Here is a 22,939-nt window from a genome sequence, read left to right as displayed (position 1 = left end):
ACCCCTACCCGCAGCGACACATGTGACTGCGGTGACCAGGTGCCGGTCAGATCGCGACGAACCGGCAGATCGCCAAGCCTCACCCCGCCGGGCCCAGCATCACCTTCCACCCGTCGTCGCCGACGTGCCTCGAGTTCTCAACGGAATAGACCACGCCATCGGGCCCAACGACTTTGCCGCTCTGCACGTCGTAAATCGACGTCGGAACCGGGGTATAGATGCACGGATTGGGTTGCTGCCCATTGCATTGGACAGTGCCCGACCCCGGCCGCTGCAATGGATCGCTGACCGGCGGCGGTGTTCCCGGCAGCCGATCGGCGGGTAGCGGGTTGAAGCCGTTGTTGACCGACGGGGCCGGAATCACCTGACCTGGCTTCACCGGCTGGTCACAACGCGCGCTGGGTGCGGGACAGGTGAGGATCTGATTCGGGTCTCCGTACCACGGGTTGGTACCCAGCGGCACATACGGCGCGCTGCTGCGGCATTCTCGCGGGCTGGCCGCCCGCTTGCCGGACACGTCCGCACACGGGTAATTACGCGCTCCGCGAACCACATTCGTCGCATCCATCGGGATCTTGCAGTAGGTGCCTTTGGGTAACGCGGCGGTGCTGGTGTCTGCGGGCGCCCGCCATTCCGAGGCCGGCATGAAGCCGGTCATGCACGGCGGCGGCTGGTTGAGGGACAGGGCGCCAACGCCAAGTGCGGCCTGGCCGGGGAACTCCGAGGTGACCGACTGGGCGATCGCCCCGGACTGCGGCAAGAACACCAAGGCCTGCTCGACGCCATTGTGGTACCGCTTGAGCATGTCGATCACGACCTCGAGGTTCGCCAGTGTCTGCGGCAGTGAATCTCGCACGTCGCTGAACGTCGCATTGACCTGTTCGGCAGTCGGCGCCGCGTTGGCCAGAATGCTGCGCAGCGCCGGATCCTGTTGTGCGGTCTGCGCGGCCAGCATGTTGAGGTTCGCGGCCCAGCGCGCGATGTCGTCACCGGAGTTCACTTGGCTATCGATGATGGGCGCCGAACGGGCGATGATGTCGTCGATGTCGTCGATGCTGCCCCTGAAGTCATGGGCGATCGCCTGGGTGGCGTCGACCAGGCGCCGAAGGGATGGTCCCAACCCCCCCACAGCCTGCGATGTCTCGCGAAGCAGTGATGCGACTTTGTCTTTGGGCAACACAGCCAATCCGCGGTTGGCGGCGTCAAGCGCCGGGCCGATCTGGCTGGGAACCGTACTCTTGGTGACGGTCTGCTTATCAGCGAAGTACGGGCCGCCGGTACGGCTCGACACCAGGTCGAGGTACTGCTCGCCAACCGCGGAGACCGAATGCACATTGGCCGACGCGTCGGTAGGGATCTGATAGCCATTGTCGATGCTCATCGTTGCGCGCGCGCCCCGCTTGGTGGGTTGGATCGCAGTCACTTTCCCTATGGTGACGCCCCGATACGTGACGTTGGCCGTGCGATACAGTCCCCCGGATTGTGGCAAGTCGGCGTAGAGGGTATAGCGACCGATGCCAACGAGAGAGGGTATCCGCAAGTAATACCAACCCAAGACCACCACCGCGACAAGCGCCAGCACGGTCAGCAACACCAGCTGCGTTTTGATGAGCCGGGTCAACATCTTTCACTCCCCCCTTTCCACCAATGGTCCTCCTGGAGCGTCGTTCGGGTTCGGCGTATAGCGGACGTCCGGGATCATGGTGTTGGGATCCCGTCCCCACGCCTGCTCGAGTGCGCGCAACATTCCCGAGAATCCCGTTCCACTCAGCGTCGTGTTGTCGATGGTGGACAGGGTCAGGTCGAACACGCCGGACACGTTGACGTAGTCGCCGCGAATCACTTGCGGCACTTTGTCGATGTTGAACGGCGCTGTGAGGCCCAATCTCAGCGCGTCGATCACATAGGGCGCGGCCCGGTCAAGTTGCTTGAGCGGTCGCTGTAGCGACAGCAGGCTCTGGTAGAGATTGGGCCGGGTCTCCGACAGCGCACGGTTGGCGACATCGCTGAACCGACCCAGTGATTCGGTGGCATCAGCGAATAGTTGGTGCGTGTCGGCGAAATGCTGTATCAGCGGCGGAATGTCGGTGAGCAGCCGATCCAACGTGTCGTTGTGGTTGGCGGCGATGGTCAGCAGTTGGTTGGTCGCATCGATTGCACGCGTGAGGTCGTCGCGCTGGCGGTTCAGTTCGGCCGTGAATGTGGCTAACTTCTTGAGGAATTCGCGGATCTGGTCGACATGGCCGTCAAGAATGTTGATGATCTCGGTTTGAATCAGGTCCAGGTTCGGGATACCGCCACCATTGAGAACTACCGCGACGCTGGCCAACGTCCGTTCGACGGTGGGGTACGCCGAGGAGTTCCTCAGGCCGATCACGTCGCCGCTCCGCAACGGCTGCGGTGACGGGTCCCGCGGCGCGGCCAGTTCGACGTGTTGCGTGCCCAACAGGCTGGTCTGACCGATCTTCGCCGTCGCGTTTGCCGGTAGCTTCACGGTCGGATCAAGGTCCAGCGTCAGAATCGCGCTCCAGTCCTTCAGCCTGATGTCACGAACTGTGCCAACCCACACGTCGGCAACCCTTACCCGGCTGTTGGTGTTCAGCGCCAGACTGTCGGGCATCTGCACGTAGATGGTCAGGTGATCCGAACCCGTGCCACGGCCGATGGGCAGCGGGACGTTGGCGATGCCACGCCAGGAGCAGGACGCCAACACGACCGCCGCCAGCAACAACGCCAGTCCACGGCGGCAGGCACCGATGGCCAGCCGTATCCCCGCGCTCAGGGTCCACCGGTTCGGCTTGCCGTTCACGCTTAGCGCGCTCACGCCGCGCCTCACGGGCCGGACCTTGTCGGGACGGGCGGGAACCCCAGCGGCGCCGGCGGATTGGACTCGTCATAGGCATTCGGTGGTCCGGGCATGGTGGTTCCCGGCGGCGGGGGCGCGATGTTGGGACCACCCATGAGTTCGGTCAGCGATTCGGGAGTCAGCATGCTCACCGTAGCCGGTTGAACCAGCGTGCCCTGCATCCCGGGCGCCACGACCCAGCCCGGCTCCGAGTTGCGGTGCGAGAACGGGGTATCCCGCGAGAAGATGCCTGGGACGGTGGTGTCCTTGTATCCGGAAGGCGGGCGCAGCCGCTCCTCTGAGTAAGCCACCTCCTTCGGCAGGGTAGCCGCCGAGGTGAAGAAGTTGACGCCCGCCGGTGGGTAATTGAACTTGATCGCGTCCAGCACCGGCGCCAGGTACTGCGCGCACAGCTCGGCGGAGTCCTGGTAGCCCAGGCGGCTGCCGGCCTGGATTGTGCTGCAAATGAACTCAATAGGATTGGCGAAGTTGGGGAACACGAACAAGCCGACCAGGGCGCTGTGCAGCGGGTAATAGATGTTGTTGAAGTTGCCCGCATAGGTGGGCAGTACGTGCAGTGCGGTCTCCAGGCCGTCGCGCGGCTCGGGCTGGAGGATCGTGTTGGTCACGTCGGCGAGGTTGTTGACATCGTGAGCTAATACGGATCCGTTGTCACTCACGAACTTTCGGACGGTACCCAGCACCTCGTCCACGTGCTTGACCGTGTCGGCCACGTCATGGTCGGATCTGGTGAACCAGTCGGTGAACTGGGCCAGGTTGTCGTTGAGAGCGGTGAACTGTCTATCGTTCTGGTACAGCGCACCGATGAACTGCGCAAGGCTGTGCGTGATCGCGACAAAGTCCCCTCGGCCCTCGTTCAACGCGGTCAGCGCTTCCGACAAACTGTTCAGGGTTTCGTTGACCTGTTTGCCTTTTCGGGCCAGATTGTCCGCAGCCGAGTCGATCAACTCGCCGAACGGCCCCTTCGGCTGTTCCGCCGTAGGACCCAGCTGCCGCAGGATCCCGCTGATGGATTCGCGCAGGTGATCCCACTCCACGGGCACCTGGGTGCGGTCCATCGGGATTTCGTCGCCGTCCTTCAGCACCGGCCCACCGGTGTAGGGCGGTGACAGCTGAATATTGCGCGAGGCCACCAGGCTGGGATTGAGAATCGACGCGATCGCGTTGGCGGGCACCTTGTACTTGCTGCTGTAGTGAAACGTGACTCGCATTCGGTCACCCAGCGGCTCGATCTTGTCGATGGAACCCACTCGCACACCCATGATCTGAACTTTGTCGCCGGGGTACAGCGCAAGCGCCTCAGAGAAATACGCGACCACCGTCGTGGTGGTGAGTCTGCGGTAGAGCTGCGTGCCGACGAAAAGGGCGAGGACCGCCAACACCAGCACCAACGATCCGGCAATCACCGCCGTACGAGACACTTTCGGCAGCCGAAGCTTGCGGACGTCGAAGATGGTGCTCATCCGTTGCTACCTCCCGTCCCATCGGGCGTGATGAAAGGGGCCGGCAGTTGCGGTCCGGGTCCCGGTGGCGCCGGGGGCGCAGCCGGCTGCGGGGGGTTGGGACCGACGACCGGCCCCGGCGGTTCCGTGCGAGCGCCGGGAGGCGCGTGCGCCGGCAGCGGCACGGGCGTGCCGGGCACAGCCGGCGGCGGCGCACCAGGCCGGCCCGCGCTCGGCGCACCGGCAGTGGGCGGCAACCCGTCGGGGTTCGGGGGCGACGCCTGCACGTCGACCGGCGCCGGAAAGCCGAACGGAGCGGGACCGAATGGTCCTTCACCAGACATCGCACAGGGCAATGGATTTCCGGGCCGCGGTAGGCCGTCAGCCGACGGCGTATACGAACACGGCGATCCTGGCGGGACGGCTGGGCCCGGATGCGCCGGCGTGCCCTCCAGCACCGGGGGCGCCGGCGGCGGCGCACCGTTGGGGAAGCGGGTGCCGTTGGGGTCCGGGAACCGGAATGACGGCAGCCCGGCACTGCGCCAAAAGTTCTCGGGGTCGATGCCGCGTCTTTTGAATGCCGCGTCAACCCACGGCTGAAGGATCTGGTAGGGCAGCAGATTCACGACGATCGCCTTGAAGTACGGTCCCGAACCGACAGCTTCCGTCAGGGAAGCGGTGTATCTGCTGAGCAGCACCAGCACGTCGGCGAGATCCTTTTTGCGCTTTACCAGCTCGTCACTGACCGTCCGCAACTGCTGCAGCAAATGGTTGAGGTTAGGGTTCTCCTTGATCAGGCCGGTCACCTGGGTAGACACCTCAGACACGTTGCTCAGCAGAATGCTCAGCGCTTGGCTGCGCTGCTTGAATGCGGCCAGCAGGGTGTTGGCATTCACCAGTAGGCCGTTGACCTGCCCGCTGCGGTCGCCGAACACCCGCGCGACCTTATTGGCATTCGCCAGCAGTTGCTTGATCTGCTCGCCGCGCTGCCCGATGCTGTCGGCAAAAGTCTTGACACCGTTGAGTGCGGCACTCAGATGCGGAGCAGTCTGATCGAACGTCTCCGACAACACTTTCAGCGAACGTTTGGTGGCGTCGATGTCCCAGCCCGTCGCCGCCTTCGTCACGTCGACGAACGCGTCATAGACCTGGTATGGCGTTGTGGTCTGCGCAGACGACAGAACGCCATTGGGCCGCAACGGCTCTGAACCTCGCGGTTCGATCTCCATGTTCTTGCGGCCAAGGATGGTATCGGTGCGGATGGCAACGCGGCTTTGCGTCCCGATCGTCTTGCTGGCCAACGAGAAGCCGATCAGCACCCGGTCGCCGCGGATCGCCAGCGAGCGCACCAGACCGACATTTACGCCGGCGATTTCCACCTTGTCACCCGCGCTGAGGCCGCCCGTGTCGGCAAACTGCGCGTAATAGGTTGGCGTGGCGAATAACATCGGCACGCTGGTAAAGCTTTGCGCCACACCAATTACGAGGACGGTGACCAGCACGCCCATCAGCCCCACGCGGCCGCGGTTGAATTCGGTCAGCGTCCTCATTGCGGGGTGCACCTCCCAGTGGGCTGGCTGAAGAGCTTGATGGTGCGTACTGGACCGCCAGGCTGTAGTCCGTTGACTTTCAACGACAGATCGCACAGGTAGAAGTTGAGAAAGTCGCCGTATGTACCGCTGGCGCGGCCGATGACCCGATAGGCGCCAGGCAACTTGCCCAACACGTCGTCGAGAATCGGCAGCTGGCCGATCAGAGGCTCCAGGGTGCCCTCGAGGTGTCCGACAGTGCTGTGTAGCAACGGGCGGTCCTCAGCCAGCAGATCGGCGAGAGTTCCTGCGGCGTTGCTGAGATGTGCGGCCGCGGCGGCCAAAGGATCGGCCCTGTTCTTCAGAGCGGTGATCAGGACTTCCAACTTGTCGACTGTTTGGTCGAACTCCTTCTGGTGCTTGACGGTGGTGGCCAGCACGGTGTTCAGGTGGGTGATCACTTCGCCTATCGCCTGGTCCCGACTGGCCAGCGTTGCGGTCAATGATGCGGTCTGGTCCAGGATTTCGTTGATCGTGGCGCCCCGCCCCTGGAACACGGTAAGGATCGACTTGGCGATGCTGTTGACCTTCTCCGGGTCTAGCGCCTTGAAAAGCGGCCGGAACCCGCCGATCAATGCATCGAGATCCAACGCTGGTTGGGTGTGCTCGACCGGGATCGTGGCTCCCGGGGCCAGCTTCTTGCCGCTGAACCCACGCTGTAACTCCAGGTAGCGGTCGCCGATCAGGTTGAGATAGCGGATTGACGCGGTCGTCGCCTGATCCAGCACCAGCGTGCGATCCACGTTGAAGTTCACCAGTACTCGCTTGTCCCCGTCGATCAGGGTCACTTTGTCGACCTTGCCGACCTCCACCCCCGCAGCGCGGACGAACTGCCCCTCCCGTAGCCCGCTGACATTGGTGAACACCGCGGAGTACCCAGTGGTGCGGTCAAAACGCATCTGGCCGAACACGACGATGATGGTGACGGTGAAAACCAACAAAACCAACCACACGATGCCGAGTTTTACTGCTGTACCGGTAATTTTCATGGGTTGATCGTGTTCTCCCCGTATTGGCGTCCCCATACGTATTCGGTGAACATTGGCTGGCCGAGCTCGAAGTGGTTGTACGGCGCGAGGCTGGCGCCGGTATCCATCACCAGATACGGCGCCGGCCACAACTCGCGGGTGATCGGCTGCCAGCACCCAGGCCGTCCACCGGGTCCACCGCGAGCGTTCACCCGCGGCAGGTTGTCCGGATAGACATAGGGATTTGGCGCTCCCACAATCGTTCCGGCGGCCGCCAGCGAATACCCATTGCCACCGGCGGCGTTCGCGACCTTGGGCGCGGCATCGCGAAAATTGCGGACCATGCAGAACAGTTCCGGGCTGTACTCGTCGAGCAGCGCGGCGGTAGGTACCAGATCGGCGGCCCCACGCGCCAGATACGGGCCGCCCCGGTTGAAGATGTCTTCGCCGGTCTTGCCCGCGCCGACGGCCGCCAGCAGTGCGGCATCGAGGTCATGCTGTTGTCTGGTCAGCGTGTGCGCGGTGGTCGAGATGTTGCCTAGAAAGCTCCACAAATCCTGCGACGAACGCGCGTAGATCTCGGCAAGGTCCGCCAACCGGCGCACGTCGTAGCCGACCTGTGGCATCCGCGGATTCAGCTGGTCCAGAATGTGATTGCCGTTGACGATCGATTGACCGAAGTTGGTGCCCAGCCCATCCAGCGCCTGCGCCACCGCGGACAATGTCGAGTTCAGCTCGATCGGATCCACCTTCTCGGCGATGGAGGTGATCGTCTCGAACAATGTGTTGAACTCGGTGGTGACCGACCGCACGTCGATCACGTCTCCCGGCGAGATATGCTCCGGCTTAGGGTTTTCCGGCGAGATGAGCGACACATACTTGTTGCCGAACAAGGTGGCCGCCTCGATGTTGGCCACCACGTTGACCGGAATCAGTTCGAGGTACTCCGGATTGACATGCAGCACCAGCTTGGCCGCGGGCTTGCCGTCACGCTCCATCTCCGAGATGCCGGCCACCCGGCCGACCTGGACCCCGTTGTAGGTGACTTTCGCTCCGGGTTCCATCACCAGCCCGGCGCGGGACGCCACCATGGTCAGCTCGGTCTTCGGTGTGAAGTCTCCCCGGAATTGCAGGTACACCAATACGAGAACCAGCACGCCGGCCAATAACAGGGCCATACCCTCCAGGAGGACCCACATGCGACGGGACTTCCGCGTCACCGGCGTCGTCATGGCGGCTACACCGTGAGGTTGAAGTTCGGGTCGACACCGTAGAGCGCCAACTGAGCCAGCAGGACGACAACGACCACCGAGACAAGTGAAAAACGCATCGATCGACCGACGGCCAGGCCGACACCGACCGGGCCGCCGCTTGCCGTGTACCCGTAGTAGCAATGGGTGATCATCACCACCACCGCCATGACGACGACCTCCACCACCGACCAGCCGACATCCTCGGTACGCAGGAAGGTGCGGAAGTAGTGCTCGTAAGTCCCGTTCGATTGGCCATAGAACACGGTCGTGACGACCTGCCCCGACGTGAAAGCCATGTCGAGCGCCAACGCGTACAGCGGACCGATCACCACCAGACCGCCCAGGATGCGGGTGGACACCAGGTACGAGATCGACTTGATACCCATGACTTCCAGCGCGTCGATCTCCTCGCTGATCCGCATGGCGCCCAATTGCGCTGTGGCACCGGCGCCGACGGTGGCGGCCAACGCGACACCGGCGATGATGGGTGCCGCGACGCGGGTGTTGGCCAGTGCGGCAAAGAATCCCGTGAACGCCTCGACACCGATGTTGCCCAGCGACGCGAAGCCCTGGATCGCGATCAGCGAACCGCCGGACAGCGTGACAAAACCGATGATCGCAACCGTGCCGCCGACGACGGCCATCGCGCCGGTGCCCATGCCAATCTCGGCGATGAGCCGCAGCGTCTCTCTAGGGTAGCGGCGCAGCGCCCACCCGATCTCCCACAAGCTCATCCGGGTGAACCGCGCGAAAACCCCTACCTGCTCGAATCTTCGGGCCGTGCCGCCGCCGTAGCGGTTCAGGTTGGCGGCTGTCCGCGGGTAGCGTGCTCGCAGTACGGTTGCCGTCGACATTTAGCGCCCCGTCCCGAACCGGACGCCGATCGTAGTCAGCACGACGTTGACCGCGAACAGCGCGATAACGCACAACACCAATGTCTCGTTGACGGCGACGCCGACGCCCTTGGGACCGCCCTTGGTGGTCAGCCCGCGATAGCAGCCGACCAGGCCGGCGATCGTTCCGAACGTGGCCGACTTGACCACCGAGATGAGGACCTCCGGCAGACCGGTCACCAAAGTGAGTGTGCTGACGTAGGCGCCGGCCGAAACGTGTTGGATAAATACACCGAAGAGGAAGCCGCCGACAAGGCCGATGGTTATCACCGCTCCGTTGAGCAGTGTGGCGACGATGGTAGCGGCGACGACGCGGGGCACAACCAGTCGGTGGATGGGGTCGATGCCGAGCACCTCCATCGCATCGATCTCCTCGCGGATGGTGCGGGCGCCCAAGTCGGCACAGATGGCCGTGGATCCGGCGCCGGCGATCACCAAGACGGTCGTCAACGGGCCCAACTGCGTGACCGCACCCAGCGCCGCACCTGCGCCTGAGATGTCAGCGGCGCCGAACTCGGCCAAAAGGATGTTGAGCGTGAAGATGATGAGCACGGTCAGTGGAATCGAGACCGCGAGCGTCGGCAGCAACGAGACGCTCGTGATGAACCAGCCCTGCTCGATCGTCTCGCGCCATTGAAACGGCCTTCGGAACAACGCTTTTCCGGTCAGCACACACGTCCGGTAGAAGCCGCCGACCGCGTCGATCCCGGGCTGTATCTGCTCGCGCAGATAGGCGGTGATCACGGTATGGGCGGTCATCGCCGACTCCCTGTGCCGTCGAGTGCGGCCATCAACGTCGTGTTCGCGAGTTCGAGTACGTCGTGGGCGACTTGTTTCGCTTCGGCGGAGTCTCCGGCACATACCGCAACGGCCAATTTCCGGTACGCACCCGGGTGCCTGGCCTCCCCGGCCATCGCGGTGGCAAGGGCAGCTAGCGCCGGCTCATACGCGGCGCGAAAAGCGTTGTACATCAACCGGAATACGATTGAGCCGGCGCCGTCGACCACATGATCCCAGAACGTGAGCGTGTCGCGATGCCACTGGAGGTGGTTCTCTTCGGCCTCGAGGACGCGCAGCGAATCCTCGAGTAATTCAGGCAGCTCGGGTCCGTGATGTTCGGCTGCGAGCTCCGCAACCTTCGGACCGATGCGCAGTCTGGCCTCCAGAACGCTGCGGAAAACGGCGGGGTCGAGTTCGCCATCACGAAACAGCAACCGGGGCAGCAAGTCGAGGCCGGCGTGCCGCCGGAAATCGCGCACGGTAGTGACGCCGCCATGGCGCACCTCTACCAGACTGGCTGCCGAAAGCCGTTTGAGCCCTTCGCGGACAGCGGGTCGTGACGCCCCGAAAACCTCTGCCAATCGTCGCTCGCTGGGCAACGCCGCACCCGGCCGCATCTCCCCGCTGAGCACATCGGTGGCGATCTGCTCGAAAACCTGTTCGGGCACCGATCGGCGCACCGGCTGCACCACCATGCGGCCAGTGTGGCTGGTGTGACACGAGTAAAGTGGTCAGACCACCGGCGTGTCGCAAATCTTTCGCGACGGTGTGTGCACCAGTCCCGACAGGAGCCGTGCGAAATGCGGGAGGGCTAACTTCCCGTCCGCTGGGCTGTCACGAACAAATTCCCCGGAATCTGGTCCTCGACCTCTTTCGGCGGTTTCCGGTCATAACCGGCCATCAAGTCGTCGGTCGGGGTCACCGTCACATCCCAGCCGTGGCGCCGGAACCATTCCCCGACGTCTTCGCGCTCCTCGAAGTACCACAACTCGTCGGTTCTGGGAATCTCTCGCTGGGGATCGACTACGGACATGAATGCACGAATCCGGTCCATCCGCGCACGACGCTTCGCGCGAGCTTCCGGGTCGTGGAACTTCGGACCCAACGCCTCGACGGCCACGCGGCTGTCGGCGGCAGTCAGCTCCTGCACCCGCTCGAACAGCAGTTCCTGGGCAGCGGCCGGCAAGTACGGCATCAGGCCCTCAGCCGACCAGACGCTGGGCGCGCCGGAGTCAAAGCCGGCCTGCTGCAACGCTTCCGGCCAGTCCTGCCGCAGGTCCACCGGGACAGCCACCCGGTTGCACGCCGTCTGTGCGCCGTGCTCGGTCAACGTCGACGATTTGAACTCCAGCACCCTGGGCTGGTCGAGCTCGTAGACGGTCGTGCCGTCTGGCCAGGGCAGCCGCCAGGACCGCGCGTCCAGGCCCGCGGCCAAGATCACCACCTGGCTGATGTCGGCGCCGGTCGCATCGAGAAAAAACTGGTCGAAAAACGCCGTCCGCGAAGCCATATAGCTGACCATCGACTGCATCTGCAGCGGCAACTCGGGTTCGGCATCGATGAGTTCGCTGGGCAGTTGCGGCGCAGTATGCCAATTCCAGACTCCGTCGCCGGCGGCATCGAGGAAGACCTGAGCGAACGGATCGCTGATCAACGGGTTCTCACTTCGGGTTTCCGCGGCGCGGGCAGCCGCCACGCCCAGCGCCGTCGCGCCGACGCTCTCGGTGATCTCCCAGCTGTCGTTATCGGTTCTCGTCACGCTCACTTCCTTTCCGCCGATACGAACAGAGTGTGCGGGGCGGCGTCTTCGATGTCCTTCGGCGGCCTGCGATCATACCGAGCCATCAGCTCTTCGGCCGGTGTGACCCTCACGTCCCAGCCGTGGCGGCCCAGCCAATCGGAGACGTCTTCGCGTTCTTCGAAATACCACAGATCCTCCACCTCGGGCATGTCGACCTCAGGCCGCAGTTTGGCCATTAAGTCGCGTACGCGTCGCATCGACTCGCGACGCCTCGCGTAGGCGTCCTGGTCGAGAAAGTCCGGCCCGGGCGCTTCCACGGCGATCCGGCTGCCCGCGACGCCCAGCGCCTGCACGCGCTCGAAAAGCTGCTCCTGCGCGACCGCCGGCAAGAACGGCAATATCCCCTCGACCGACCACGCGCTGGGCTTCGAGGTGTCAAAACCAGCCTGCTGCAACGCTTCCGGCCAGTCGTGGCGCAGGTCAACCGGAACGGTGACCAGGTGACACGTCGGCTGCGCACCGTGTTCCCGCAGTGTCGACGATTTGAATTCCAGCACCCGCGGCTGGTCGAGCTCGTACACCGTGACCGCGCCAGCCTCGTCCGGCCAGGGCAAGCGCCACGCACGCGAGTCCAGCCCCGCGGCCAGGATCACCACCTGAGAAACCCCCACGCGGGTCGCATCGAGGAAGAACTGGTCGAAGAACGCCGTGCGCGCGGCCATGTAGTCGACCATGCCCTGCATCCGCGGCTGAAGGTCGGGCTCGGCCTCGGCAATCTCGGCGGGCAAGTTGGGCGTCGCGAACCAGTTCCACAGGCCTTCCCCCGCGGCATCGAGAAACACCCGTGCAAACGGGTCACTGATCAGCGGCGACTCGCTCTCGGTTTCCGCCGCGCGAGCCGCCGCGACGCCCAATGCCGTCGCACCCACACTCTCGGTGATCTCCCAGGTGTCGTTCTCAGTTCTCGCCACGCTCGCCCTCCAGTTCGCTAGCACAACTATGTACCGACCGTAGGCGCGCCGCTTGTGAACGCGCTGTGAATACCGTGCGGGCGACCGCAATGATTGACTACCGCAATGACGTCGTGGAACCAGGCGCCGTGGGGCCGGGGGTTTGTGGGCGGATACTACGCACCGCCTGTCGGCCCGCCTCGCCGATGGCCGTCGTTCAGCCGGGTCGTCATATCGATTTTCGTGGTGGCCAGTGCGGTTTGTTTTCTTGCCGGTGTCGCGCTCGCTGTCGGCCTCGCGGTGTCGCACGTCGACTCGCTCACGTCGCCATTCGCAGCCATACTCACGTCGTTCGGCGTGTTCCTCTTCCACGGCCCGCTACTGGTCGTGGCTGGCTGGCGGATCAGTGTTCCGGTGGTCGTGGCGTTGGGTGGGCTGCTGGCCTACCTCCGGCGGCGACCCAGTTCTGCCTCAGGGAGTTTCGCGGCAGCGCGTCGTATCGGCTTCGCCCTTTTGATCGCGTACGGGATTCTGCTCACGGCGGCCTGGACCGTCTTGTTGCTGGGGGCTATATAGCAACGACCATGGAGGTATGCGGTTAAGTTGTCGGCGAGCCGCTGATAACGCGGCTGATCCGGAAGGTCCCGAAGGGATCGTGCAGCATGCGCGTTGACGGTCGGTACATCACCGTTTCCGGCAGCTTGCTGCAACCGCTGACCCGACGGACCAACGACATCATCCGGCTCGCCCTGGCGACGCTGTTCCTCGCGGTGATCATCGTCAGCTACCTGGTCACCCGAACGCGGTGGGTGGACCTGGAGAAATCCATCTCGTCGATCGTGGGGGTCTTGACCCGCACCCAATCCGATCTGGTGTATCTGGGCTACGGCATTGCAATTCTGGCGTTGCCGTTCATGATTTTGATCGGCTTGATCGTCTCCCGGCAGTGGAAATTGCTCGGCGCATATGCGGCCGCGGGAATCTTCGCCATTCTGCCGCTGTCGATCACCGGCAACGGCATCGCGGCACCCAGATGGCACTTCGACCTTTCCGACCGGCTGCAAACCGTGCTGGCGCAGTTCCTCGACGACCCGCGCTGGATCGCGATGCTCGCAGCGGTGCTCACGGTGTCGGGCCCGTGGCTGCCGGCGCGGTGGCGACGCTGGTGGTGGGCTCTGCTGCTGGCCTTCGTACCGATCCACCTCGTTGTCAGCGCGGTGGTCCCGGCCCGATCGCTGCTGGGTTTGGGCGTGGGCTGGTTCGTCGGCGCGTTGGTGGTGTTGATCGTCGGTACGCCGGCGCTCGAGGTGCCGTTGGACGGTGCGGTACGCGCGTTGACCAGACGCGGCTGCTTGGTGACCGGCCTGCGGGTGGTCCGGCCGGCGGGGCCGGGGCCGCTCGTGCTCGCGGCGACATGCGAGCATTCCGCTTCCCCCGCGGCAGTCGAGTTGTACGGCCCGCACCAGCGCAGCGGGGGTGCCCTGCGGCAAGTCTGGCGGAAATTGCGGCTGCGCGGCACCGAAACCGCACCGCTGCACACGTCCATGCGCCGCGCCGTCGAGCATCGCGCACTGATGTGTATCGCCGTCAACGACGCGGGTGTTGGCAACACTTCGACGATCGCCGTCGCGGTGCTGGACCGGGGGTGGACGTTGTATGCGCATCAACCCATTCGCGGGATTCCGCTCGACGAAGGGCCGGACCAGCCGCCAGTCGCTCGCGTCTGGGAGGCCTTGCGAATCCTCAACGACCACCAGATCTCCCACGGCGACCTGCGCGGCCACGAGATCACCGTCGACGACGGCACCGTGCTCTTCGGTGGCTTCGGCAGCGCCGAGTACGGAGCCACCGACGCCCAACTCCAGTCCGACATCGCCCAACTACTGGTGACGACTTCAGCGCTGTATGACGCGGAATCCGCGGTGGCGGCGGCGATCGACGTGTTCGGCAGGAACACCATCCTGACCGCCTCCCGTCGGCTCACCAAATCGGCTGTGCCGAAAAGGATCCGGGAATCAATTTCCGACGCGGGCACCGTCATCTCCAACACCCGAGCGGAAGTCAAGCGCCAATCGGGCGCCGACGAGATCAAGACCGAAACCATCACGCGGTTCACCCGCAGCCAGGTCATCCAACTGGTGCTGCTGGGAGCGCTGGTCTATGTGGCGTACCCATTCATCAGCACCGTGCCGACCTTCTTCTCCGAGCTGAGTAAAGCGAACTGGTGGTGGGCGCTGCTGGGCCTGGCGGTGTCAGCGTTGACCTATGTCGGTGCAGCGGGTGCGTTGTGGGCCTGTGCCGACGGCCTGGTGAGCTTCTGGAAGCTGTCAATCATGCAGATAGCCAACACTTTTGCGGCGACCACCACTCCGGCCGGGGTCGGCGGGCTCGCGCTCAGCACCCGGTTCCTGCAAAAGGGCGGTCTGAACACACTGCGCGCCACCGCGGCGGTCGCGCTGCAACAGTCGGTGCAGGTGATCGTTCACGTCGTGTTGCTCATCTTGTTCAGCACCGCCGCGGGCGCGTCCACCGACCTGCGGCATTTCGTCCCTGGCGCAACGGTTCTGTACCTGATTGCGGGCGTGACACTGGGCATTGTCGGCACCTTCCTGTTGGTGCCCAAACTGCGGCAATGGCTGGCGACGGCGGTACGGCCGAAGCTGCAGGAGGTGACGCAGGACCTGCTCGCACTCGCACGCGAGCCGAAGCGACTCGCTCTGATCCTGCTTGGTTGTGCGGGAACGACTCTCGGTGCGGCGCTGGCACTGTGGGCCAGCGTCGAAGCGTTCGGTGGCGGCACGACGTTCGTCACCGTCACCGTGGTGACGATGGTCGGCGGAACACTTGCCTCGGCCGCCCCGACGCCCGGCGGGGTCGGGGCGGTGGAGGCGGCGCTGATCGGTGGTCTGGCCGCCTTCGGCGTACCTGCGGCCGTCGGCGTGCCGTCGGTGCTGCTTTATCGGGTGCTCACCTGCTGGATACCGGTATTCGTCGGCTGGCCGGTCATGCGCTGGCTGACCCGCAACGAGATGATTTAAACGCTCGCTTTGTGTGAAATGGGCGCTTTCGGGCTGCACCAAAATTGGCGCGGTCCGCATCAAAACGGCGGTATCGCTGGCACGGCCCCACCGGTTAGGCGCGTGTTCACCGTAAGTCCCACTAGTCACAGCGGGTCCGCGTATGTCGGCCATATTGCGACAACCGTTGCACGGCAGCGCATTTGTCGCTGATAGCTGGACAAGAGGTCACATCCTCCCCCGCGGCATTCAAGTGCCGGGCGGAGCTGGCGACACACCGGCCTCCACACATTCCGCGACCTCCGGCGCACGGCTGAATGCGCCTATTTTGGAACCCCCCTTTTACACCTGCTCGGCGCCGGAATTAATTGCACGAGAATTGTAATAATGCCGCGCCGACTGTTGAGTTACTCTCAGTTCCGACCCGGCCAAGCAGGTGCCGGCTCCTTATTTGGAGATGCAATTGATGAAGTACTTCACGGCGGCTGTCGCGACTGTGGCGCTGAGTCTGATGCTTGCTGGTTGCGGTTCTGACAACAAGCCCGAAACGAAGACATCAACGTCCACATCCACGTCGACCTCGACGTCAACGACGACGGTAACCACGTCGGCAACCAGCACCGCACCGGCGGGCGCCAAGTACACCATCGCCGATTACGTCAGAGACAACAAAATTACCGAGACCCCGGTCCATCACGGCGATCCCGGCTCTCCCACCATCAACCTGCCGGTACCCGCGGGTTGGCAGTTGCTCAACGAAAGCGCCGACGCGCCCTACGGCGGCATCGTTTTCGGCCAGCCCGCGGAGCCCAACGACCCACCCACCATCGTGGCGCTCGTTGCCAAGCTCACCGGTAACGTCGACCAGGCCAAGATCATCGAATACGCCCCGGGCGAATTGCAGAATCTGCCGGGATACCAAGGCTCCGACACCGGACGCGCGTCCACCCTCAGCGGATTCCAGGCGTGGCAGCTGGGCGGAACCTACGAGAAGAACGGGAAGAAGCGGTCCATCGCGCAGAAGACTGTAGTAATTCCCAGCGGGGATGCGGTGTTCGTGCTGCAGTTGAACGCCGACTCCCTGGAAAGTGAACAAGGGCCGTTGATGGATGCCACCAACGTGATCGACGAACAAACGACGATCAGCCTTTGATCTAGCCGCAGGAGCGCCGCTTTTCGCCGAAGTTCCCAATCCCCTGCTACCGAAGCCGGTTGGCCTTACGGTGTGGGCATGGCAGAACAGTCGTATGCGATCGATGTCGGGCATCCACCGTCGGCTCTACTCCGTCTGGTCAACCCGATCCTGAGCGCGCTGCTGCGTACCCCGCTGGCGGGGCCGCTCGGCAAGCAGTTGATGGTGCTGAATTTCAGCGGACGAAAGACAGGCCGCCAGTTCACAATTCCGGTGAGCGCCCACGTGATCGACGGCGATCTCTACGCATTGGCCGGCGCGCCGTGGAAGCACAACTTCCGCGACGGCGCGCCTGCCCAGGTCGTCTACGACGGAAAGACCACCGCGATGCGCGGCGAACTCGTCCGTGACAGCGCCACGGTGCCCGGCCTTTACCTGAAGTGCGCGCAAGGCTACGGCGTCAAGCGTGCGCAGCGGATGATGGGATTGAAATTCCGCGAGCAACGGATACCGACGCTCAACGAATTCGCCGAGGCGATCGACCGGATGCAACTGGCAGCCATCCGGTTCACGCCGGCGCAGCAGGTTTGACGCACTCCATCAGGGCGAGGATGGGGTACTTGAGGAAATCGTCCCAATAGCCAGTCTGTTCGTCTGGGACAGGCGACAGTTCGGGCATGTGCACCGCGAATTCCCCGAAACCCACCTGCGCGAAAGCGGACTCGTAGGCCGCGATCGGAAGATAATAGTTTTTGATGTCCAGCGTTGAATCCTCAAGCAGCAGAGTAAAGTTGATCGGCGCACCATCGTATGCTCGGTCGCCGAGCGCCATTTCGAAGCCGTACTTGCGGTAGTCCGGCAGCGGGTTGAAGTCGTACACGCCGGGGTTGGTGGTTACGGTGACAAACCGACCGCCCTGCCGGACCCGGCTGGCCAGACCCCGGCACATTTGGGCGAGTTCGGCGCGGGAGCGTGCGTGCACTAGTACAAAGCCGCCGACCACGAGGTCGAATTCCGCTTGCTCGGCCACCGTTTGGGCGTCTTCGACGCGATATTCGATACCCAGTGGCTGAGCTGCTTCCTGCTCGCGAGCCAACTCGATCATCCGCTCGGAGATGTCGATTCCCACCACTGACGCCGCCCCGGCTTCACGCAGCATTCGGGTGAAATGGCCTTCGCCACAAGCGACGTCAAGCACTCTGCGGCCTCGGACATCGCCAATGAGCTTCAGGAAGGAGTAGCTCTCGATGCGCGAGCGCCAAGCCTGAGCTTTAGCCTGTTGATACTGCTCGGCGATGCGGCCTTGGTTGTAATCGGTGACCATGATGTGCCGGCTTTCGGTAGCGGACCTCGGCTGTGATCGTATTCGCGTCAGAGCCGAGATCAGAGCACATCGCGCAGTCGCTCGACGAAGCTGACCATCCTTGCGTGATGTGACCCGGCCCAGTAGATGCGCCCGCACCCTGAGCAGCGGCTGAAGTCCTGGTAGTAGCGGCGGGTCAGGGGCTCTAGCTGGTCGATCACCTCGTCTTTGGAGACGGCGGTCAGCGTGCCGTTGCACCGCAAGCATCGGGTGAACGGCGCCAACCGCTGCTTCAGGTCCAGTCGTCTGATCACCTCGAGCGCCTGCTGCTCGGGATGCTGAGAGTGCACAAACAGGCCATGCGTGATGGCCCTGCGCTTCAGCAGTCCGCGGTCGCGGGTCAGCAGGATCCGCTGCTCGGTCAGGCTGATATCGGCCAGGGTCGGGTCATCAGCATGGCTCGACCACCACACGTCGAGGCCGAGCACGCGCAGCAGCCGCGCGAGCCTGCCGAGGTTCACGTCGACGACGAACCGTGGATCGCGCAACGGTACCGGACGCAGGCGGGCCGTCGGCCCGATGTCCAGCGATTCGAACATCGGATAGGCAGCGATGCGGTCGCCGGCGCTCGGGCGGTGGCCGAAGCCTTGCGGGGATCCGTTTACCAGAATCAGGTCAACCTCGGTGTGCGGAATTCCCATCGCTTCCAACACATCCTTGACCGTCTGATGGCTCCGGAACGGGCGGCGCACCATGACACCGCGCGACTCGGGTGCCAGGAAGTCGTTGAGTTCGGCGTATGCCCGAACCTCCACATACGAGCCCGGCTCATTCACCGCACAGTCCCGCGCCCGCGGCTGCGCGGGTTCGGGTGATCACCGGCTGCTCAAACCCCGCATCACACACTGCCTGCCGCACTACCTCACCCACCACATCCGCTCGGTCGCGCGGCACCAGGGCGATCACACAGCCACCGAATCCGCCGCCGGTCATCCGCGCGCCCACAGCACCCGCGTGGACCGCGGTGTCGACAATCAGATCGATGTGTTCCGTAGTGATTTCGAAATCGTCACGCATGGATGTGTGCGAGGCGATCATGATGTGTCCGGCTTCGGTGAAGTCCGAATCACTCAGCGCGGCAACAAAATCGAGCACCCGCCGGTTCTCGGTCAGCACATGACGGGCACGACGGGCGTCGACGGGGTCGGTCACCGCAGCCAAGTTCGAGGGTCCGCGATCTTGAACCTCCCGCAGTGACGACGCCCCGAGATCGGCGGCCGCTCGCTCGCACGATGCGCGTCGAGCCGCATATTCGCCGCCGGCATGACGGTGGCGGGCCCGCGAGTCGATCAGCAGCAGCACAACACCACAACCGTCCGGATCGAACGCCACCGGCTGCACACTGAGGTCGCGGAAGTCGATCAGCATTGCCGTCGACGGCTCGGCGAACAACGAGGCCAGCTGGTCAAGCAAACCCGTTGGGGCGCCGACGTAGTCGTTTTCGGCACGCTGGGCGAGCCGCGCCTGTTCGATGAGGTCGATCCGGACACCGGCGGCCGACGCGATCGCGCCCAGCACAGCGCATTCCAGCGCAGCCGAGGAAGACAGGCCTGACCCCATCTCCACATCGCTGGTGATCGACATCGCGCCGCCGGAAACCGGGTAGCCGGCTTTACCCAGTGACCACATCACCCCGGCCACGTAGCCTGCCCAGCCGTCTATGCGGCTGGGGTCATCGGGAGCGGTGCCGAGCGCAATGCGCACCGCGTCGTTCGCGCGATCGCTGCGTACTGTGATCGCATCGCTGCGGTCGGGGGTGAAAGTCACCACGGTGCGTTGCGGTAGCGCGATCGGCAATGCGAACCCGAGGTTGTAGTCGGTGTGCTCGCCGATCAGGTTGATCCGCCCCGGAGCGGCGTATCGGATGCTCGTCATGGTCCGAGCTCCCCTAGCCGCTGAGCCACACTCTCGGGCGTGACGTCGCTGATGAACGCTTCCATCGCAGATTCGGAGGCCGCCAAATACTTCAGCTTGGTGGCGCTGCGTCGGATCGACATCAACTCGACGTGGAAATAGCCGTCGGCCTGGGCGCCGGTCGCGGCGAACTGGTGCAGCGCCGAAATATACGGCAGCGGACCAAAAGCGGGGGCATACATCCGGTCGAACCGCCTCAGCACGTCGAGATAGATCTGCGCGAATCCGTCCAACTCGTCGTCGTCCAAATCGATGAGGTTGTGCACGAACCTGTTTGGGTAGATGTGTACCTCGACGGGCCAGCGCGCCGCGAACGGCACGAACGCAGTGAAGTGCTCGGTGCGCGCCACAACGCGCCGGCCGTCGGCGATCTCGCGTGCCAACAGTTCGGCAAAGAGGTTGTCGCCGTGGCACAGTCGATGTTCACGCGCCCGCCCCAACATGGTCGCGGTTCGCGGCGTCAGATAGGGGTAACCGTAGATCTGTCCGTGCGGGTGAGTCAGCGTCACCCCTATTTCCTCGCCGCGGTTTTCGAAACAGAACACCTGCTCGATGCCCGGTGCGGCCATCAGGTCGGCAGTGCGGTGCCGCCACGCGTCGACGACCAACCGGGCCTGCGCCGGCTTCAAATCCGCGAACGACCCGGAGTGGTCGCTGGAAAAGCAGATCACCTCGCACCGGCCGCGGCCCGGGGCGGACACGAAGCCGTCACCGGCCGGCAGCGGGTTGGGCGCGGTTGCCGGTTCGAAGGCCCCGGACAAGCTCGGGAACCGGTTCTCGAAGACGACCACGTCGTAGTCGGGGGCGGGCACCTCGCTGGTAAGCCCGGTCGGACCGGGACACAGCGGGCACTGGTCGGCAGGCGGCTTGTAGGTGCGGTCTTGGCGCAACGCGGCGACGATCACCCACTGTCCCGTCGACCGGTCGAACCGCAACTGTGACTGGTCCGGGTCGCGCTCCGGCAGCGGCCTGCGGTCCGCGACCGGCGCTGGACAGTGCCCGGGCAACGCAAAGAACAGCAGGTCACGGCCATCGGCCAGCTTTGCCCGCATTGGTTCTTTCACGACGTCGAAGACTAGCTTGGCCGCCGCGACGCTACTGGAGTAACCATGTGATTTTTTAGCATACGAGAAAGGACCGGTTGCAGCGTTGACGGGCTCATCGTCCCCCGCACCGGCCGCCGAAGGCGTAGGCTCACCATGTCGGCGGTACTTCCTGCGTTATCGGTTTGTCGCGTCGTCGCCGATTCGAATACTTGGCGATCGGGTGAAGACGGGAGCGCCATGGTGACGTTAAGTGATGTCTGTTACCGCATCTGTTCATGCGCCAAGCGCAATGACACGTGATGACCCAATCTTGATGAGATTCAGAACTTTTGGACTAACACACATGAAACTATGAGGCGACCTTTGCCGAGCGGCAACTATCGTCCCGCACTGCCTGAAAACTGCGAGGCGGCAAGCCGATGATTACCCGTCTGTCTAAGCCCGACACGGCATCGCTGCATGCTGAGTCTTCGAAAACATCGGCGCATGCTGTCGCATTGATCATTCTCGAGGCGTCCGATCGGCTCACTCATGAGCGGCTCCATCAACTGATAACGGCATCGCTTCCGCAGCTGGCGCGCTTCCGCAGCCGACTGGTGGGCAAGCCACTCGGTTTGGGCCAGCCCGTGTGGGCGGAGATCGATGATTACGATCCGACTGCGCAAACTCATCGCGCAGCGGTTCGCCCTCCGGGCGGTCCGCGTGAGTTCTCTGCTCTGATCGCGCAGTTGAGCATGCAGCGTCGACCTCGACATCAACCGTTGTGGGAAGCCTGGAGCATCCAAGGGCTTGCCGGCGGGCGTTGGGCGTTGGCTATCAAGATGTCGCCCGTGCTGAGCGAGCGGAGCGACGCCGCGTTGTCCGTCTGGTCGAGTCTGCTGACCGAAGGTCCGTACGAGAAAGCGCCCGGCGAAACGCCAGCCGAGACGACCCTGGGCTCAGCACCGTCTGTTAGCGAGCTCGTCAGAGACTTGGTGGTCGAGATTGTCGAAATTCACGCCACAGGCGCATGGTTGATAGCCGGCGCTGCGGTAGGCGCCCTGCGGGCGTTTCGGCGTCGTGCGCGCAGCAACGACCGCCTCGACAGGGTTCCGTCAGCCGTGACGTCGATGACCAGGCCCGTGCCGCGGACTATGTTCAATGCACCCCTAACTCGGCGTCGGGCTTTGGCCTTTGCCTCAGTTTCAGGGACAGATGTGAACGCGGTCAGCACCGCCTTCGGGGGCAGCGCCGTGAATGTCTTGCTGGCTGCTTGTACGCTTTCTCTGCGCGCTTGGCTGCAGCATTACGACTCGGTACCAGCGGATCCTCTGCTGGTCCGGGTGCCGTTGTCGCCGCTGGCCCCTGGCCCGGTCACGGCCGCAAACCCGTTGATTATCGGACTACTTCGCCTTCCGGTGCAGCTCGACGATCCCGTACAGATTCTCACCAACCTCCATACCGCGACCGAAAGGCTGGCTACAGCCCGCAGGGAGGAACTCGAAACAGACGATGTGCTAACCGATTTCGCGACGCTGATGTCGCTGGCACGTGCTCGTGCCACCAACACGGCTACGCAGCCGTACGCCCGAAATGGACTGGGCGGATTGAACGCATCTAACTGCCACGGAAGTGTGTCGTACCAATCCGGCCTTTCCGGTAACACGGCGGACTTCTGTGCCGGCGCCAGAGTCGTCGGTACGCACACCGTCACGCCCCTACTGGAAGGGGGGTTCAGCATCACCTTTACCTCCCGCACGGATGTGATAGATCTGTGCCTGTGCGTTTGCCCCGACAATGTCCCCGGGGTCGACGACCTGGCCACCGGCATCGCCGACTCAATCAATCTACTGGTGGCCGCCGCACAAAAGTCCCCCCGCGGCCAAGGCCGTTCCGTGGTCACAGAGATGACATCACACGTCGAGAAACGCTCACATACCCGACGCTATCGGTGACGCTGAATGCCGATCCTGAACCATGCCAACACTATTCGACGACAACGACGC

Annotated in this window: 20 protein-coding genes; 5 read left to right on the top strand and 15 right to left on the bottom strand. The window is 63.9% G+C overall.

Features of this window, described 5'->3' with window-relative positions; genetic code table 11:
* Positions 1 to 79 precede the first annotated feature (79 nt).
* The 11 genes from AC5Y21_RS04450 to AC5Y21_RS04400 all read right to left on the bottom strand — a co-directional run bounded on the left by AC5Y21_RS04450 (position 80) and on the right by AC5Y21_RS04400 (position 12,503).
* Positions 80 to 1,624: an MCE family protein gene (locus tag AC5Y21_RS04450; protein ID WP_499909811.1), complete on the bottom strand. Its 1,545-nt coding sequence runs from the start codon at positions 1,622 to 1,624 to the stop codon at positions 80 to 82.
* A gap of 3 nt (positions 1,625 to 1,627) precedes the next feature.
* The gene (locus AC5Y21_RS04445) at positions 1,628 to 2,770 is read right to left on the bottom strand and encodes a virulence factor Mce family protein (protein ID WP_499910173.1); all 1,143 of its coding nucleotides are present in this window, start codon (positions 2,768 to 2,770) and stop codon (positions 1,628 to 1,630) included.
* A 62-nt stretch (positions 2,771 to 2,832) separates the two neighbouring features.
* A complete protein-coding gene (locus AC5Y21_RS04440) occupies positions 2,833 to 4,329 on the bottom strand; it encodes a virulence factor Mce family protein (RefSeq protein ID WP_499909809.1) in 1,497 nt (498 codons plus the stop codon).
* Positions 4,326 to 5,858 (bottom strand): virulence factor Mce family protein, encoded by a 1,533-nt coding sequence (locus AC5Y21_RS04435; protein WP_499909807.1) that lies wholly within the window; start codon positions 5,856 to 5,858, stop codon positions 4,326 to 4,328. Before AC5Y21_RS04435 ends, AC5Y21_RS04440 begins: the two co-directional genes overlap by 4 nt.
* Positions 5,855 to 6,886 carry an MCE family protein gene (locus tag AC5Y21_RS04430; protein ID WP_499909806.1) on the bottom strand — a complete coding sequence of 344 codons (1,032 nt, stop codon included), beginning with the start codon at positions 6,884 to 6,886 and terminating at the stop codon, positions 5,855 to 5,857. The genes AC5Y21_RS04435 and AC5Y21_RS04430 overlap by 4 nt, the downstream gene beginning before the upstream one ends.
* Positions 6,883 to 8,097, bottom strand: coding sequence for an MCE family protein (locus AC5Y21_RS04425; RefSeq protein WP_499909804.1), 1,215 nt, complete (start codon positions 8,095 to 8,097; stop codon positions 6,883 to 6,885). The genes AC5Y21_RS04430 and AC5Y21_RS04425 overlap by 4 nt, the downstream gene beginning before the upstream one ends.
* Before the next feature lie 5 nt (positions 8,098 to 8,102).
* Positions 8,103 to 8,972, bottom strand: a complete 870-nt coding sequence (locus AC5Y21_RS04420; RefSeq protein WP_499909802.1) for an MlaE family ABC transporter permease — start codon at positions 8,970 to 8,972, stop codon at positions 8,103 to 8,105.
* Positions 8,973 to 9,770: an MlaE family ABC transporter permease gene (locus AC5Y21_RS04415; protein ID WP_499909800.1), complete on the bottom strand. Its 798-nt coding sequence runs from the start codon at positions 9,768 to 9,770 to the stop codon at positions 8,973 to 8,975. It abuts the gene before it with no gap.
* Positions 9,767 to 10,486: a FadR/GntR family transcriptional regulator gene (locus tag AC5Y21_RS04410; RefSeq protein WP_499909797.1), complete on the bottom strand. Its 720-nt coding sequence runs from the start codon at positions 10,484 to 10,486 to the stop codon at positions 9,767 to 9,769. The genes AC5Y21_RS04415 and AC5Y21_RS04410 overlap by 4 nt, the downstream gene beginning before the upstream one ends.
* A 116-nt stretch (positions 10,487 to 10,602) precedes the next feature.
* Positions 10,603 to 11,550 (bottom strand): class I SAM-dependent methyltransferase, encoded by a 948-nt coding sequence (locus tag AC5Y21_RS04405; protein WP_499909795.1) that lies wholly within the window; start codon positions 11,548 to 11,550, stop codon positions 10,603 to 10,605.
* Positions 11,551 to 11,552: 2 nt separating this feature from the next.
* A complete protein-coding gene (locus AC5Y21_RS04400; RefSeq protein WP_499909792.1) occupies positions 11,553 to 12,503 on the bottom strand; it encodes a class I SAM-dependent methyltransferase in 951 nt (316 codons plus the stop codon).
* Positions 12,504 to 12,608: 105 nt separating this feature from the next.
* Between AC5Y21_RS04400 and AC5Y21_RS04395 the strand changes: the two genes are divergently transcribed.
* From AC5Y21_RS04395 to AC5Y21_RS04380, 4 genes are all read left to right on the top strand, one after another.
* Entirely contained in the window at positions 12,609 to 13,058 is a 450-nt protein-coding gene (locus AC5Y21_RS04395; protein ID WP_499909790.1) for a hypothetical protein, read from the top strand.
* 86 nt (positions 13,059 to 13,144) lie between these two features.
* On the top strand, positions 13,145 to 15,520 hold the full coding sequence (locus AC5Y21_RS04390) for a lysylphosphatidylglycerol synthase domain-containing protein (RefSeq protein WP_499909788.1): 2,376 nt from the start codon (positions 13,145 to 13,147) through the stop codon (positions 15,518 to 15,520).
* Between the two features lie 445 nt (positions 15,521 to 15,965).
* Positions 15,966 to 16,652, top strand: coding sequence for an envelope biogenesis lipoprotein LpqN (gene lpqN, locus AC5Y21_RS04385; protein ID WP_499909786.1), 687 nt, complete (start codon positions 15,966 to 15,968; stop codon positions 16,650 to 16,652).
* Between the two features lie 78 nt (positions 16,653 to 16,730).
* Positions 16,731 to 17,222: a hypothetical protein gene (locus tag AC5Y21_RS04380; RefSeq protein ID WP_499909784.1), complete on the top strand. Its 492-nt coding sequence runs from the start codon at positions 16,731 to 16,733 to the stop codon at positions 17,220 to 17,222.
* Here AC5Y21_RS04380 and AC5Y21_RS04375 read toward each other — a convergent pair.
* From AC5Y21_RS04375 to galT, 4 genes are read right to left on the bottom strand one after another with little or no spacing between them, the layout of a single operon-like run.
* Positions 17,200 to 17,955, bottom strand: a complete 756-nt coding sequence (locus AC5Y21_RS04375) for a class I SAM-dependent methyltransferase (protein WP_499909782.1) — start codon at positions 17,953 to 17,955, stop codon at positions 17,200 to 17,202. The two genes, AC5Y21_RS04380 and AC5Y21_RS04375, sit on opposite strands and share 23 nt — an antisense overlap.
* Positions 17,956 to 18,014: 59 nt before the next feature.
* Positions 18,015 to 18,770, bottom strand: a complete 756-nt coding sequence (locus AC5Y21_RS04370) for a Mut7-C RNAse domain-containing protein (protein WP_499909780.1) — start codon at positions 18,768 to 18,770, stop codon at positions 18,015 to 18,017.
* Positions 18,763 to 19,869 (bottom strand): galactokinase, encoded by a 1,107-nt coding sequence (locus AC5Y21_RS04365; protein WP_499909778.1) that lies wholly within the window; start codon positions 19,867 to 19,869, stop codon positions 18,763 to 18,765. Before AC5Y21_RS04365 ends, AC5Y21_RS04370 begins: the two co-directional genes overlap by 8 nt.
* Positions 19,866 to 20,960 carry a galactose-1-phosphate uridylyltransferase gene (gene galT, locus AC5Y21_RS04360; RefSeq protein WP_499910172.1) on the bottom strand — a complete coding sequence of 365 codons (1,095 nt, stop codon included), beginning with the start codon at positions 20,958 to 20,960 and terminating at the stop codon, positions 19,866 to 19,868. Before galT ends, AC5Y21_RS04365 begins: the two co-directional genes overlap by 4 nt.
* A 413-nt stretch (positions 20,961 to 21,373) precedes the next feature.
* On the opposite strand from galT, the gene AC5Y21_RS04355 reads away from it, so the two are divergent.
* On the top strand, positions 21,374 to 22,888 hold the full coding sequence (locus AC5Y21_RS04355; protein ID WP_499909777.1) for a wax ester/triacylglycerol synthase domain-containing protein: 1,515 nt from the start codon (positions 21,374 to 21,376) through the stop codon (positions 22,886 to 22,888).
* Positions 22,889 to 22,939 lie beyond the last annotated feature (51 nt).

Source organism: Mycobacterium sp. NGS41, assembly GCF_059812725.1.
This window is presented reverse-complemented; position numbering and strand designations above follow the sequence as displayed.

Coding starts and splice junctions, on each gene's coding strand:
- AC5Y21_RS04380 (WP_499909784.1), top strand. CDS start 16,731: ATGGCAGAACAGTCGTATGCGATCGATGTCGGGCATCCACCGTCGGCT.
- AC5Y21_RS04410 (WP_499909797.1), bottom strand. CDS start 10,486: ATGGTGGTGCAGCCGGTGCGCCGATCGGTGCCCGAACAGGTTTTCGAG.
- AC5Y21_RS04435 (WP_499909807.1), bottom strand. CDS start 5,858: ATGAGGACGCTGACCGAATTCAACCGCGGCCGCGTGGGGCTGATGGGC.
- AC5Y21_RS04375 (WP_499909782.1), bottom strand. CDS start 17,955: ATGGTCACCGATTACAACCAAGGCCGCATCGCCGAGCAGTATCAACAG.
- AC5Y21_RS04355 (WP_499909777.1), top strand. CDS start 21,374: ATGATTACCCGTCTGTCTAAGCCCGACACGGCATCGCTGCATGCTGAG.
- lpqN (WP_499909786.1), top strand. CDS start 15,966: ATGAAGTACTTCACGGCGGCTGTCGCGACTGTGGCGCTGAGTCTGATG.
- AC5Y21_RS04395 (WP_499909790.1), top strand. CDS start 12,609: ATGACGTCGTGGAACCAGGCGCCGTGGGGCCGGGGGTTTGTGGGCGGA.
- AC5Y21_RS04415 (WP_499909800.1), bottom strand. CDS start 9,770: ATGACCGCCCATACCGTGATCACCGCCTATCTGCGCGAGCAGATACAG.
- AC5Y21_RS04420 (WP_499909802.1), bottom strand. CDS start 8,972: ATGTCGACGGCAACCGTACTGCGAGCACGCTACCCGCGGACAGCCGCC.
- AC5Y21_RS04450 (WP_499909811.1), bottom strand. CDS start 1,624: ATGTTGACCCGGCTCATCAAAACGCAGCTGGTGTTGCTGACCGTGCTG.
- AC5Y21_RS04440 (WP_499909809.1), bottom strand. CDS start 4,329: ATGAGCACCATCTTCGACGTCCGCAAGCTTCGGCTGCCGAAAGTGTCT.
- AC5Y21_RS04430 (WP_499909806.1), bottom strand. CDS start 6,886: ATGAAAATTACCGGTACAGCAGTAAAACTCGGCATCGTGTGGTTGGTT.
- AC5Y21_RS04390 (WP_499909788.1), top strand. CDS start 13,145: ATGCGCGTTGACGGTCGGTACATCACCGTTTCCGGCAGCTTGCTGCAA.
- galT (WP_499910172.1), bottom strand. CDS start 20,960: ATGCGGGCAAAGCTGGCCGATGGCCGTGACCTGCTGTTCTTTGCGTTG.
- AC5Y21_RS04425 (WP_499909804.1), bottom strand. CDS start 8,097: ATGACGACGCCGGTGACGCGGAAGTCCCGTCGCATGTGGGTCCTCCTG.
- AC5Y21_RS04365 (WP_499909778.1), bottom strand. CDS start 19,869: ATGACGAGCATCCGATACGCCGCTCCGGGGCGGATCAACCTGATCGGC.